Below are 13,737 nucleotides of genomic sequence, written 5' to 3'. Positions count from 1 at the left end.
CTCGGGCGGGGGGTGCCAGCGCAGAGAGAGACTCGATGTCCGTGGCGCGTCGGCGCTCACCGCCAGCGGCAGGAGTCCTCGGCGATGAAGCGGTAGAGCGCCCCGCGCACGGCGTCGGACACACCGACGGCGACGACGCCCGAGGTGCCGTCGTCGAGCGTGACGGCGACCGGGAAGAACGTGCCGCGCTTGTCCTCCGAGACGGTGTGCGTGTTGCAGTTGTTCGGCACGATCGCGAGGTCGACGCGGGTCGTGGCGGCGCCGGCGTCCATCCGCACCCCGACGGGCCAGCTGTCCTGTCCCGAGGCGGGTCGGAGCAGGATCGTGCGTCCGACCGAGGCGATCGAGACGCCCCCGTCGGCCCCCGTCGGCGTCAGGGTGAGCGGCAGGTGCGCGACGGGCTGTCCGCCCTCCTGAGCCACCGTGACGACGTCACCGGGCACGATCGACACCACCTCCGCCACGCGCTGTGCGAGGCAGTCCTCGGCGTGGATGCGCGGCAGGCTGCCGAGCGGATCGTCCGGCGCGACCACCGCCATCCCCGAGACCCCGCCCTGCGTGAAGGCGAGCCGCACACGGGCGTCCGCGCCGGGGTCCGCGCAGTCCGGGGGAGCGAGCTGCAGCCGGAGCGCGGTCGTCGTCCCCGGGCGCACCGTGGTCGGGCCGTCGGTGGCGGCCGGGTCGGTGAAAGCGGGGGAGTCGAGCCGCGCCTCCCAGACGTCCAGGGGCTCGTCGGCGGTGTTGGTCACCAGGACCTCGAGCCGGCGGGGACCGTAGTCGTCGCGGTTCTGCTGCACGCCGACGGAGACGCCCGCCGGCAGCTCCGAGACCGGCCCGGGTGCGCAGCCGGAGAGGAGCCCTGCCGCGAGCGCGACGACGACCAGAGCGGCGCTGCGGCGCATCCGGTCCTCCTCCTCGACGACGACGGGCCCGCCCCCGCCTCTCGGCGGGTGACGGGCCCGGAGGTGCGGCGGCCTCAGCCGCCGACGGTGGGCGTGCTCGTGGTGACCTCGTTGGTCGTCGCGAGTGTGCCGAGGTAGAGCTCGATCACCTTCGGATCGTTCATCAGCTCGCGGCCGGGACCCTCGTAGGCGTCGCGGCCCTGGTCGAGCACGTAGCCGCGGTCGCAGATCTGCAGCGCGCGGCGGGCGTTCTGCTCGACGATCATGATCGAGACGCCGGCGCGGTTGATCCGCTGGACGTTGACGAAGGTCTCGTCCTGGCGCATCGGCGAGAGACCCGCGCTCGGCTCGTCGAGCAGCAGCATCGACGGGTCCATCATCAGGGCCCGCGACATCGCGACCATCTGGCGCTCGCCGCCCGAGAGCGAGCCGGAGCGCTGCTTGAGGCGCTTGGTCAGCTCCGGGAAGAGCTCCGTCACGAACTCGAGGCGGTCCTTGAACATCTTCGGCTTCTGGTACATGCCCATCTCGAGGTTCTCCTCGATGGTGAGCGACGGGAAGACGTTGTTGTTCTGCGGCACGAAGCCGACGCCCTTGGAGACCAGCTTGTCGGCCTTGAAGCCGGTGATGTCCTCGCCGTTGAGCAGGACCGTGCCCTGGCGGATGTTCACCAGCCCGAACATCGCCTTGAGCAGCGTCGACTTGCCGGCGCCGTTGGGGCCGATGATGCCGACGAGCTCGCCCTTCTTCACGTAGACGTTCGACCCGTTGAGGATGTTGACTCCCGGCACGTACCCCGCGTGGAGGTCGTGCGTCTCGAGCGTGTTCTGGGTCACTTCTCGTCCTTTCCGAAGTCGACGGCGGGCGCGTCGGTGGTCGGCGCGATGCTCGTCGGTGCGCCGTCCGCGGGGGCGGCCGTCGCGGGGGCGTCGTCCGCGGTGGAGGCCGTCGCGGTGGAGGCCGTCGCGGTGGAGGCCGCAGGGGTCGCCGCGGCGGCGTGCTCGCCGCCCGTGTGGTGCACGTCGACGCCGGCCGCCTCGGCCCGCTTCTCGACGTCCTCGCGGACGAGGTCCGAGTCCATCTCCTCCGCCACCTCGAGCTGGCCCTCGATCGTGCCGAGGTCGGTGTCGTGGTGCGCGCCGAGGTAGGCGTCGATGACCGCGGGGTCGTTCATCACCGTCGAGGGCGGTCCCTCGGCGACGACCTTGCCCTCGGCCATCACGATGACCCAGTCGGCGATCGTGTTGACCATGTGCATGTCGTGCTCGACGAAGAGCACGGTCATGCCCTCGTCCTTGAGGTTCACGATGTGGCCCAGCAGCGACTGCGTCAGCGCCGGGTTCACGCCCGCCATCGGCTCGTCGAGCATGACCAGCTCGGGCTCCGACATCAGGGCGCGGGCCATCTCCAGCAGCTTCTTCTGGCCGCCCGAGAGGCTGGACGCGTAGTCGTCCTTCTTGGTGTCGAGCTTGAACTTCTCCAGCAGCCGGATGGCCCGGGTCTCGATCGTCTCCTCCTCCTTCGACCACAGCGGCCGGATGAGCGAGGTGAGGATGTTCTCGCCCTTCTGCCCCTTGGCGCCGAGGAGCATGTTCTCGAGCACCGTCATGCCGCCGAGGGCCTTGGTGAGCTGGAACGTGCGGACCATGCCCATCCGGGACACCTTGTAGGCGGGGACGTTCGCGAGGTTCTTGCCCTTGAAGTTCCAGCGCCCGGTGTTGGGCTTGTCGAAGCCCGTCAGCAGGTTGAAGAACGTGGTCTTGCCGGCGCCGTTCGGGCCGATCAGGGCGGTGATCGAGCCGCGCGGGATCTCGACGTGGGCGACGTCGACCGCGGTCAGGCCGCCGAAGCGTCGGCTGACGCCGTCGGCGACGAGGATGGGGTCCTTCTTGACGACCCCGGGGACGATTTCCTGCTCGGTGATGTCCGAGACCGGCGTTTTAGGCAAAGTGCAGATCCTTCTTCTTGCCGAAGATGCCCTGGGGTCTGAAGATCACCAGGAGCATGAGGGCCACACCCACCACGATGAACCGGATCGGTCCGGTCTGCACGGTGGTGAGCTTGATGAGGTCGTTGTTGAGGACCCCGGTGTCGATCCCGAGCGTGAGCAGTCCGTCGGTCAGACCGAGGACGACCCAGAAGACGATCGAGCCGACGACCGGCCCGAAGACCGTCGCGGCACCGCCCAGCAGCATGATCGTGTAGAGGAAGAACGTCAGCTGGGTGCCGTAGTTGTCGGGCTGCAGCGAGCGCGGCAGGATGAACAGCGCTCCGGCCAGGCCGCCCAGCACGCCGCCGAGGATCAGCGCCTGGATCTTGTAGGAGAAGACGTTCTTGCCGAGCGAGCGCACGGCGTCCTCGTCCTCGCGGATGCCCTTGATGACGCGGCCCCAGGGGCTGCGCATCAGGAGGAAGACCAGCAGGCAGGCCAGGAGCACGAGGCCCCAGCCGACGATGCGCACCCACCACTGGTCCTGGTTGTAGGTGAGGATCCCGATCCCGAAGCGCCCCTCCGGCAGCGGGTTGAGGTCGTTGAACGCCTTCGCCGCGCCGTTGATGCCCTCCGAGCCGCCGGTCACCGCCGAGAACTCGGGTGTCTTGACCGAGAGCCGGACGATCTCGGCCGCCGCGATCGTGACGATCGAGAGGTAGTCCGCCCGCAGTCTCAGCGTCGGGATGCCGAGGATGAGGGCGAAGAGGGTCGCCGCGACGATCGTCGCGAGCAGGGAGCCCCAGACGGGCCATTCGAACTTGACCGAGGTGATGGCGAAGGCGTAGCCGCCCACCGCCATGAAGCCGGCCTGGCCGAAGTTGAGGAGGCCGGTGAATCCGAAGTGGATGACCAGGCCGATGGTCGCGAGCGCGTAGGCGGCGACGGTGGGATCGACGATCTGCCCGATCGCCAGCCAGATGAAGTTGAGGTTCATGGTGTCAGCCGATCCGTTCCTTGCGACCGAGGATGCCCTGCGGTCTGACCAGCAGGATGATGATCATGAGGACGAGCGGAGCCACGTACTTGAGGTTCTCCGGGATCCAGATCGTCGAGATGTTCATCATCAGGCCGATGATGAGCGAGCCGACCAGCGCTCCGTAGGCGGAGCCGAGTCCGCCGAGCGTGATCGCCGCGAAGATCAGCAGCAGGATCGACGCTCCGGTGTCCCAGCGCAGCGACTGGTAGTAGCCGATGTAGACGCCGGCCAGCGCGGCGAGGGCTCCGGAGAGCACCCAGACCACGCGGATGACGCGCTCGACGTTGATGCCGGAGGCGGAGGCGAGGGCCCGGTTGTCGGACACCGCGCGCATCGCCTTGCCGATCTTGGTCTTCGTGAGCAGCAGGGCGACACCGACGATGCAGACGATGCCGACGGCCGCGCCGACGAGGTCGGTGAACTTGAGGCTGATGCCGAGCGCCGGGACCGTGAAGAACGGCGCCGTGCTGTTCGGCAGCGAGAGGCGGTCCGCGCCGAAGAAGAAGACGAAGGTGTAGCGCAGCGCGAGCGACAGGCCGATGGTCACGATCATCAGCGGGATGAGCTGGATGTTCCTCTTGCGCAGCGGCTTCCAGAGCAGTCCGTCCTGCGCGAAGCCGAACGCCCCGCCGAGGATCACCGCGATCGGGATCGCCAGCAGCGCCGGCAGCCCGAAGACGCCGGAGAAGAGGTACGCCATCAGCGCACCGAAGGTGACCAGCTCGCCGTGGGCGAAGTTGTTCAGCCCGGTGACGCCGTAGATCAGCGAGGCGCCGATCGCCGCGAGGGCGATCAGGAGTCCGAAGATCAGGCCGGTGACGACCTTGGGCCAGAAGATGATCCAGAAGGTGTCTGCCGAGACCGGCTGGTTCACCGCGTTCGAGGTCCCGTCGGGGTTCGTCGCGTCGTTGCCCGTGGTGCCCTCGGTGGCGGGGCTCGTGGGGGCGGCGGAGTCGGTCGGGACCGGAGCGCTCGCGCCCGTGCCGATCGGGTTGGCCGTCGAGACGATGAAGTTCACGATCTGGTTCTGCGAGGAGACGATCGTCACCTGCTTCGGGTTCTGACCCGCTGCCGGATAGCCCTTGTCGGCGGGGAGCGTCTCCTCGTCGACCGTCACGCTGAAGGTGCCGGCCTCCTCGAGCGGGAAGACGGCGCGGCCGTCGTCGCCCGTGGTGAGGGTCGCGGTGGCGTCGCCGCCGAGCTCGACGGTCACCCCCACCAGGTTCTCGTTCGTGCCCTGCACGCGGACCCAGGCGATGATCGACTGGTCGGCCGTGGTCTCGGCGGTCGCAGCGGGTGCTGCAGCGGCGACGCCGGTCAGGGTCGCGGCGAGCAGGCCGAGTGCGACCAGGCCGTCGCGGAGCGTGCGGAGTGTGGGGAGCCGCCTAGGCACGGGGAGCCTCCCGGTCCGTCGGATGCAGGGTCGTCGCGCGCTTGTGGCGCGTCGAACGGCTGGCTGTGAGCAAGACGTCTACCTCTCGTCAGGGTGCACAGACGGATGGGGTCCTCGGGCGCGCCCGGATCGCCGTCGTCAAACAACGTTGGTTGACCATACGTTCCGCATGTGTCGGCGGTGTTTCCCCACCTGCACTACTGCGTGACGACATTATGCGGGGCGGAGAGCGCTCCCGTGTCCCCCGCACGGGTCGCGAGCGCGCCCGGAGCACATCCGAGGGACGTCCGGGCAGGAATACCGGGCGCGTCGCCGCGCTTAAGATTGAGCATCCGGGACACCCGTGACCGGATGCGCGACCTCCACCACCGGGCCACCCGCACGACCTGCTAAGGGGCATTGATGGACCAGCCGGATCCCTTCGGATTCCTCGGACTCACCTACGACGACGTCATGCTCCTCCCCGGGCACACCGACGTCATCCCGAGCGAGGCCGACACGGCCTCCCGGCTCACCAAGCGCATCACGGTCGCGACCCCGCTGCTCTCCGCGGCGATGGACACCGTCACCGAGTCGCGGATGGCGATCGCCATGGCCCGTCAGGGCGGCCTCGGCATCCTGCACCGCAACCTCTCGATCGCCGATCAGGCCGATCAGGTCGACCGCGTCAAGCGCAGCGAGTCGGGCATGGTGTCGAACCCCGTCACCACCACTCCCGACGCGACCGTCGCGCAGGTCGACGACCTCTGCGGCCAGTACCGGATCAGCGGCCTCCCCGTCGTCGACGCGAGCGGCGTCCTCGTCGGCATCATCACCAACCGCGACATGCGCTTCGTCTCGCCGTTCGAGAAGGCGTCCACCCTCGTCCGCGACGTGATGACGAGCGCCGGCCTGATCACCGGCCGCGTCGGCATCCCCGACAGCGAGGTGATCGCGCTCTTCGCGCAGCACAAGATCGAGAAGCTGCCCCTCGTCGACGCGCAGGGCAAGCTCGCCGGGCTCATCACCGTGAAGGACTTCGACAAGTCCGAGCAGTACCCGAACGCGACCAAGGACGAGGAGGGTCGCCTGCGCGTCGGCGCCGCCATCGGCTTCTTCGGCGACGCCTGGCAGCGCGCCACCGCGCTCCTCGACGCCGGGGTCGACGTCCTCGTCGTCGACACCGCGAACGGGGACTCCGCCGGGGTCCTCGAGATCATCCGCCGCCTCAAGGCCGACTCGGCCTTCGCCGGCGTCGACGTCATCGGCGGCAACGTGGCCACCCGCTCCGGCGCCCAGGCGCTCGTCGACGCGGGCGCCGACGCCATCAAGGTCGGAGTCGGCCCCGGCTCCATCTGCACCACCCGCGTCGTCGCCGGCGTCGGCGTGCCGCAGGTGACCGCCGTCTACGAGGCGTCGCTCGCCGCCCGCGAGTCGGGCGTTCCCGTGATCGCCGACGGCGGACTGCAGTACTCCGGCGACATCGCGAAGGCGCTCGTCGCCGGCGCCGACACCGTCATGCTCGGCTCGCTCCTCGCGGGCTGCGAGGAGAGCCCCGGCGACCTCGTCTTCCAGAACGGCAAGCAGTTCAAGACCTACCGCGGCATGGGGTCGCTCGGCGCGCTGCAGACCCGCGGCGAGCGGACCTCCTACTCGAAGGACCGCTACTTCCAGTCCGACGTCCCCACCGACGACAAGCTGATCGCGGAGGGCATCGAGGGCCAGGTGCCGTACCGCGGGCCGCTCGCGAATGTGGCGTACCAGCTGGCGGGCGGGCTGCGGCAGTCGATGTTCTACGTGGGGGCGCGGACGATCTCGGAGCTGAAGCAGCGCGGGAAGTTCGTGCGGATCACGGCGGCGGGGCTCAAGGAGTCGCACCCGCATGATGTGCAGATGGTGGTGGAGGCGCCGAACTACCGGCGCTGATTCTGCTGCGTCTCTGGGTGGGGGTCGGCGCCGGGTCGTGAGGGCGGCCCCTCTGCCCGATGGGCCTTCGGCCCATACGCCCACCACGCCGGAGGGGCCGCCCTCACGACCCGACGCCTCCCACTCGGGGCACGCGGACGTGTGTGAGACCGAGGGACGCAGCGCGAGCGGCGCTGGCGCGCCGCCGCGACTGCGCCTGCTGGCGGCAGCGCGAGCGGGCTGCGCCCGCCGCGACTGCCCCCCCAGACACGCTCGGCAGCAGGGTGGGAGCGCTATCCGGTGATCCGCGTGTCAGCGGATCGGCGTGCGCGGAAGTAGGACGCTCTGCGGGACGCGACCACCTGCCTGAGCCGACTGCGGCCGTGCAACGAGCGGAGCGAGGCGCACGGCACGGGAAGCACCGCCCGGCGATCCGCGTGCTAGCGGATCGGCGTGCGCGGACGCGAGACGCTCTATGGGACGTGACCGCCTGCTCGAGCCGACTGCGGGCGACAGACGAGCGGAGTGCTGAGCGGAGCGAGGCGCGGAGCGAGGATGGAGCCACAGGTAAACTGCCGCTCATGGAGATCGAGATCGGGCGCGCCAAGCGCGCCCGCCGCGCGTACGCCTTCGACGACATCGCGGTGGTCCCGAGCCGCCGGACCCGCGATCCGGAGGTGGTCTCGGTGAAGTGGGCGATCGACGCGTACCAGTTCAGCACTCCGATCCTCGCGGCGCCGATGGACTCGGTGGTCTCGCCGGCGACGGCGATCACGCTGGGCCGGCTGGGGGCGCTGGGCGTCCTCGACCTCGAGGGGCTGTGGACGCGCTACGAGGACCCGGAGCCGCTGCTGGCGGAGATCCGGGAGCTGCCGGCGGAGCGGGCGACGCAGCGCATGCAGGAGATCTACTCGGAGCCGGTGAAGCCGGAGCTGGTGACGGCGCGGCTCGCGGAGATCCGCGCGGCCGGCGTGACGGTCGCGGGTGCGCTGTCGCCGCAGCGCACCGCCGAGCTGTACCAGACGGTGGTCGACGCGGGGGTCGACGTGTTCGTCATCCGCGGCACGACCGTGTCGGCCGAGCACGTCTCGCGGGACACCGAGCCGCTCAACCTCAAGAAGTTCATCTACGAGCTCGACGTGCCGGTCATCGTCGGCGGGGCCTCGACCTACACGGCCGCCCTGCACCTGATGCGCACGGGCGCCGCGGGCGTCCTCGTCGGCTTCGGCGGCGGCGCCGCCTCGACGACCCGCGCGACGCTGGGCATCCAGGCGCCGATGGCCACCGCGGTCGCCGACGTCGCCGGCGCTCGCCGCGACTACCTCGACGAGTCCGGCGGACGCTACGTGCACGTCATCGCGGACGGCGGCCTCGGCACCTCCGGCGACATCGTCAAGGCCGTCGCGGTCGGCGCCGACGCCGTGATGCTCGGCTCCGCGCTCGCCCGCGCCACCGACGCGCCCGGCGGCGGCTGGCACTGGGGTGCCGAGGCGCACCACCAGCAGCTCCCGCGCGGTCGCCGCGTCCAGGTCGGCACCGTCGGCACGCTCGAGCAGGTCCTCTACGGCCCCGCGACCGACGCGAACGGCACCGCCAACCTGATCGGCGCCCTGCGGCGCTCGATGGCGACCACCGGCTACTCCGATCTCAAGGAGTTCCAGCGCGTCGAGGTCGTCGTCGCCCCGTACCAGCCCAGCTAGCCTGGCGGCCGGCCGAGGCGTCCCCGAACGGTCGAGACGTCCCGCAGCAGCTGGACGCTTCGACCGTTCGAGGCCGTCTCGGTGGGGTGGACTCCCGCGCGCGCGAGGGCGGCGAGCATCGGGCGCGCGGCGTAGGCGTCCTGCCAGCGCCAGCGGACGACGCCGCTGACGAGAGCGCGGAGGCGGTCCTCCCGGCGTTTCTCGTCGCGCAGCGCCCGCTCGGGGCTGCGCCCGCGGAGGAACCGCGGATCCGTGTACTTGTGCGCCCCATCGGCCTCGCCGATGACGCCGGCGTCCTCGAAGAAGAAGTCGACCGGGCCGATCAGGCCCTCGTCGTCGTGGAACGGCCGCTGGAGCACAGGACGGGGGAGCCCCGCCTGGTGCATCGCGACCCGGCTGATCGACTCCAAGGGCGAGTCGGCGCGCTCGTCGGCGAAGTCGATCGCCCGCGCCGCCGCCGCACGGCCGCGGGCCCCGCCGGGAAGGACGGCGAGGCGCTCCCTCAGCTCCTCCAGCTCGAGAAGGTGCTCGCCGTGGCTGCCGCGCATCCGCAGGGCGTGGTCCGCCGCGGTGACGGCGCGCCGGAAGGAGGAGAAGCGGCAGAGGTCGAGCACGGTCTGCGCGAGATCGGAGATCGTCAGCCCGTCGACGACCACCACCGAATCGGATGACACGCCGCGGTGCTCGGCGACGCGGTTGCGCGATCGGCTGCCGACCGCCGGCGACGCCGCGACGTGCACGGTCTCCTCGAGCGGCTCGACCAGGGGGAGGCCCCAGACAGCGGCGGCGGATTCACGGAGGAAGACGGGCCGGCCCCACGTCGCGGCGACCGCGTCGATGCGGGCGCGGTGGCGCGCGTCGACCGAGGCGCCCGCCCACTCCGCCGCGCGCACGTGGACCCCGCGACGGAGGCGGACGAACTCCGCCGACCTCCCGCAGGCCCCTCCCCGGAACAGCTCCACCCGTGTCATCCCGGAACCCTCCCACTCCGGGTGCCCTCATCGGCCGACCTCTCCCCACCTCTGGTGACGGCGCGCGACGCCCTGTGGAGAGCGAGGCGTCCCACTGTGGTCGAGACGTCCTGCTGCGGGTGGACGTCTCGACCGTTCGGGGACGCCTCGGCGGCGGCGACCGGTGGCCGGTGGCCGGGTCCTCCGTGGGCGAACGCGGGTCGGGGGTGGGCGGTGGCCGCCTAAACTGGGGGGATTCCCGACGTCGGAGCGCTGCGAGGCGCGGATGGAGCACGCATGGTCGAGGTCCGCAGGGTCAAGCTGCCCGGTGTCGGTGTCCTGCACACCTTCCTCACCGCCGACGGCGGCAAGGTCGGCGTGATCGCCCACCGCTCGGGTCACAGCGACCTGATCACCTTCGCCGAGGGCGACCAGGACGGCGCGAAGGTCTCGCTCCGCCTCAGCGACGACGAGGCGCACACCCTCGCCGAGCTGCTCGGCGGCACCCAGATCACCGAGTCGCTCACCGCGCTCGACCAGATCCCCGGGCTCTCCATCGACTGGTTCACCGTCGACTACGACGACCACATCGCGGGCCAGCAGCTGGGCAAGCCCGCCGACCGCGGCATCGTCGGCCTCACCGTCGTCGCCGTCGTGCGCGGTGACGCCGCGAACCCCGCTCCCGCCCCCGACTTCCGGGTGTTCCCGGGCGACACGCTCGTCGTCGCCGGCAGCCCCGAGAAGGTCGCCAAGGCCTTCGCCTTCTTCCGCTCCGGCGTCTTCGCCAAGGCTCCCGAGACGCCGCCCGGAGCCTGAGGATGCACCACGGCGAAGACCTCATCGTCCTCGGTGTCCTGTTCGTCGTTGCCTACGTCCTCGGGCGGCTGGGGCGCACGATCGGCCTTCCGGCCATCCCGATCTACATGGTCGTCGGCCTGCTCGCGAGCCCGAACTTCCACCTGTTCCCGCTCGACTTCGAGTCGTCCTACATCGAGCTGACGGCGGTCTTCGGGCTGATCCTGCTGCTGTTCAACCTCGGCCTCGAGTTCGATCAGGACGAGTTCTACGGCAACGCGGCGCGGCTGATCCTCTCCGGCGGCTCCTACATCGCCGTCAACATGGCGGCCGGCCTGGCCTTCGGATTCGTGCTGGGCTGGGGCAGCCGCGAGGCGCTGATCATCGCGGGCATCACGGCGACGAGCTCGAGCGCGATCGTGACGAAGCTGCTGATCGAGCTCAAGCGCCTCGCCAATCCGGAGACGCCGATGATCCTCGGCGTCACCGTCGTGGAGGACATCTTCATCGCGGTCTACCTGGCGATCGTGTCGGTCGTGCTCTCGGGCGAGACGGAGCCGTGGCCGGTCGTGCTCAAGCTGGTCATCGCGTTCGCGTTCCTCGTGGTGATGTTCGCGATCGCGCGCTGGGGCGGCCGGGTCGTCTCGCGGTTCTTCCGCACCCGCGACGACGAGCTGTTCACGATCCTGTTCTTCGGTCTCGCGATCCTCTTCGGCGGGATCGGCGAGGTGCTCGGCGTGACCGACGCGATCGGCGCGTTCCTGATCGGCCTGGTGATCGGCGCCACCCGGTTCCGCGCGCGGGTCGAGCGGATCGCGATCCCGCTGCGCGACGTGTTCGGCGCCTTCTTCTTCGTGAACTTCGGCCTCGGCCTCGACCCCGGGGCGTTCCCCGACGTGGTGCTGCCGGTGATCGCCGCCGCAGTGATGACGATCGTGCTCAACCTCGGCGCCGGCCAGTTCGTCGCGTGGCTGAACAAGCTCGGGCCCCGGGCCGGGCTCAACGCGGCCTTCATCCTGCACAACCGGGGCGAGTTCGCGCTGATCCTCGCGACGCTCTCGCTCTCGGCGGGGCTCGACGAGCGGATCCAGCCGTTCGCGGGACTCTACGTGCTGATCATGGCGATCGTCGGCCCGATCCTCGCGTCGCGCTCGGAGAGCATCGGGCAGTTCCTCTCGCGGCGGCGGCACCGGCCGAAGCCGGCCACCCGCAGTGCGATGGCGGAGGAGGACTTCGCCCTCGTCGAGGCGGCGATGGCGGACGGGGCGGCGGACGAGCGTCCAGCGGTCGACCCCGCCGAGGCGCCGGTCGCCGAGCCTGCTCCCCGCCCGCGCCGACCCGTCGAGCCCGACGAGCTGGACGACGAGTTCCCGGACCCGATGCGGCAGGCCCTCATCGACCAGGCGATGCAGCAGTCCGACGGCATCGACTCCGACCGGCCGCGGCGCCCACGCGAGCCCGACTACTGAGCCGCCGGGTCCGATCATCGGGCGGACCTCCATGCTGGTCGAGCAGCCCGCGGAGCGGGCGCATCGAGACCCACCTGAATCAGAAGGACGGGTCTGCAGGCCCGCCGTGCTGATGACGTCGGGTCTCGATACGCCCCTGCGGGGCTGCTCGACCAGCATGGAATGGGCCCCTGCGGGGCTGCTCGACCAGCATGGAGCAGGGCGCCGCCGTTTCGGTGGTGCTCGACCCGCACGACGTCGGCCAGGCAGCGATCCGAGGGTCCTCCCACCCTGGTTGGCTAGGCTTCAGCGGTCCGCCGCCGCCGAGCGGATCCGCCCCGAACGAGGAACGCATGACGCAGAGCGCCCCGCCGCAGAGCACGGTCTGGCAGGTCGCCCGGCGACCGCGCTGGCTCGCGGCCCTGGCCCTGGCCCTGGTCATCGCGGGGCTCTTCGCGGCCCTCGGCCAGTGGCAGGTGGGACGCGCGGTCGAGGCCGCCGCGCCCGACTCCGGCGTCTCCGAGACGGTGCTGCCGCTCGACGAGGTCGCCGCCCCGTCGCGCCCGATCACCGCGACCGCCGACGGCCAGCGCGTGGCGGGCAGCTCCGAGTTCGTCCCGGGCGGCGCCGAGATCCTCGGCGGGCGCCTGAACGGCGAGCAGCCGGGCTGGTGGGTCATCGCGCGCACCCGCACCGCTGACGCCGACCTCGTCGTCGCCTACGGCTGGACCGCGGACGAGGATCAGGCGCGGAGCGTCGCCGAGCGCCTGAACGACGGCGCGGAGGCGGCGCCGACCGGCTTCACCGGCCGCCTCGTCGCGAACGAGGCCGCCGAGGTGCCCGCCGAGGGCACCGATCCGATGACCCTCACCGCGCTCTCGATCCCGGCACTGATCAACCGCTGGCCGGACCCGCCACTGGATGTCTACCAGGGCTACGTCGTCGTCGACCAGCCGGTCTCCGGGCTCGAGGCGATCGACTCGCCCGCCCGCGTCACCGACGTCTCGCTGAACTGGCTCAACGTCTTCTACGCGATCGAGTGGGTCGTCTTCGCCGGCTTCGCGCTCTACCTGTGGTTCCGCCTCGTCCGCGACGCCTGGGAGCGCGAGACCGAGGAGGCCCTCGAGGCCGCAGAGCTCGCGCAGAGCCCGGTCACCGCCTCCGCCCCGTAAACTGGACCCCATGCCCCTCGAGCCCAAGCCCGCGCAGTTCCCTGCGATCCGGAGCGCGCTGCGCTTCTACCGGGTGACCTCGATCATCACCGGAGTGATGCTCCTGCTGCTCTGCGCGGAGATGCTTCTGAAGTACGTGTTCCACCTCGAGCTGTTCGTCTTCGGGCAGCAGGGGATCGCGCACTTCGCCCCGATGTACGAGGTGCCGGGGGGCGAGTGGAAGTCGAGCGGGACGGGCGCGAACCTGTCCACCGGCATCCTGATCGCGCACGGCTGGTTCTACGTCGTCTACCTCTTCGCCGACTTCCGCCTCTGGAGCCTGATGCGCTGGCCGTTCTCGCGGTTCGTCCTCATCGCGCTCGGCGGCGTCGTGCCGACCCTGTCCTTCTTCGTCGAGACCCGCATCGCCCGTGAGGTGGAGCAGTACCTCGAGCGGCGCACCGCCGCCCTCGAGCCGACGACCCCGACCGACTCCGTGGAGGCCCCCCATCAGTGAGCAGTCCGGCGCCAGCGCGCCGCAGTCC

The 13,737-nt window shown here is 70.8% G+C and carries 12 protein-coding genes; 6 read left to right on the top strand and 6 right to left on the bottom strand.

Annotated elements, in window-relative coordinates; all coding sequences use genetic code 11:
* Positions 1–56: 56 nt before the first annotated feature.
* The 5 genes from EDF43_RS06555 to EDF43_RS06535 form a co-directional block, all read right to left on the bottom strand.
* Positions 57–902 (bottom strand): hypothetical protein, encoded by an 846-nt coding sequence (locus tag EDF43_RS06555; protein ID WP_132436022.1) that lies wholly within the window; start codon positions 900–902, stop codon positions 57–59.
* A gap of 74 nt (positions 903–976) precedes the next feature.
* Positions 977–1,738 (bottom strand): ABC transporter ATP-binding protein, encoded by a 762-nt coding sequence (locus EDF43_RS06550; RefSeq protein WP_123445090.1) that lies wholly within the window; start codon positions 1,736–1,738, stop codon positions 977–979.
* On the bottom strand, positions 1,735–2,850 hold the full coding sequence (locus tag EDF43_RS06545) for an ABC transporter ATP-binding protein (RefSeq protein ID WP_132436021.1): 1,116 nt from the start codon (positions 2,848–2,850) through the stop codon (positions 1,735–1,737). Before EDF43_RS06545 ends, EDF43_RS06550 begins: the two co-directional genes overlap by 4 nt.
* Positions 2,843–3,829: a branched-chain amino acid ABC transporter permease gene (locus EDF43_RS06540; RefSeq protein ID WP_123735053.1), complete on the bottom strand. Its 987-nt coding sequence runs from the start codon at positions 3,827–3,829 to the stop codon at positions 2,843–2,845. The genes EDF43_RS06545 and EDF43_RS06540 overlap by 8 nt, the downstream gene beginning before the upstream one ends.
* Before the next feature lie 4 nt (positions 3,830–3,833).
* Positions 3,834–5,264 (bottom strand): branched-chain amino acid ABC transporter permease, encoded by a 1,431-nt coding sequence (locus EDF43_RS06535; protein WP_243582580.1) that lies wholly within the window; start codon positions 5,262–5,264, stop codon positions 3,834–3,836.
* A gap of 402 nt (positions 5,265–5,666) precedes the next feature.
* Here EDF43_RS06535 and guaB point away from each other — a divergent pair, with 402 nt between their 5' ends.
* Together guaB and EDF43_RS06525 are read left to right on the top strand one after the other, a co-directional pair.
* Positions 5,667–7,169 (top strand): IMP dehydrogenase, encoded by a 1,503-nt coding sequence (gene guaB, locus EDF43_RS06530; protein ID WP_132436020.1) that lies wholly within the window; start codon positions 5,667–5,669, stop codon positions 7,167–7,169.
* A gap of 560 nt (positions 7,170–7,729) precedes the next feature.
* Positions 7,730–8,848 (top strand): GuaB3 family IMP dehydrogenase-related protein, encoded by a 1,119-nt coding sequence (locus EDF43_RS06525; protein WP_123733534.1) that lies wholly within the window; start codon positions 7,730–7,732, stop codon positions 8,846–8,848.
* Here the strand turns inward: EDF43_RS06525 and EDF43_RS06520 are convergent.
* Positions 8,845–9,819 carry a hypothetical protein gene (locus tag EDF43_RS06520; RefSeq protein WP_132436019.1) on the bottom strand — a complete coding sequence of 325 codons (975 nt, stop codon included), beginning with the start codon at positions 9,817–9,819 and terminating at the stop codon, positions 8,845–8,847. The two genes, EDF43_RS06525 and EDF43_RS06520, sit on opposite strands and share 4 nt — an antisense overlap.
* A gap of 276 nt (positions 9,820–10,095) precedes the next feature.
* On the opposite strand from EDF43_RS06520, the gene EDF43_RS06515 reads away from it, so the two are divergent.
* From EDF43_RS06515 to EDF43_RS06500, 4 genes are all read left to right on the top strand, one after another.
* Positions 10,096–10,614, top strand: coding sequence for a TrkA C-terminal domain-containing protein (locus EDF43_RS06515; RefSeq protein ID WP_123445096.1), 519 nt, complete (start codon positions 10,096–10,098; stop codon positions 10,612–10,614).
* A 2-nt stretch (positions 10,615–10,616) separates the two neighbouring features.
* Complete coding sequence (locus EDF43_RS06510) at positions 10,617–12,062, top strand: cation:proton antiporter (RefSeq protein WP_132436018.1); 1,446 nt, start codon at positions 10,617–10,619, stop codon at positions 12,060–12,062.
* 332 nt (positions 12,063–12,394) lie between these two features.
* Positions 12,395–13,213: an SURF1 family cytochrome oxidase biogenesis protein gene (locus EDF43_RS06505; protein ID WP_165909033.1), complete on the top strand. Its 819-nt coding sequence runs from the start codon at positions 12,395–12,397 to the stop codon at positions 13,211–13,213.
* Positions 13,214–13,223: 10 nt separating this feature from the next.
* On the top strand, positions 13,224–13,709 hold the full coding sequence (locus EDF43_RS06500; protein ID WP_123445099.1) for a DUF3817 domain-containing protein: 486 nt from the start codon (positions 13,224–13,226) through the stop codon (positions 13,707–13,709).
* The last annotated feature ends 28 nt before the right edge of the window (positions 13,710–13,737 follow it).

This window comes from Rathayibacter sp. PhB179, assembly GCF_004345345.1.
GTDB classification, from domain to species: domain Bacteria; phylum Actinomycetota; class Actinomycetes; order Actinomycetales; family Microbacteriaceae; genus Rathayibacter; species Rathayibacter festucae.
Note: the sequence above shows the minus strand (reverse complement) of the source record. Positions and strands in the feature narration are given on the sequence as shown.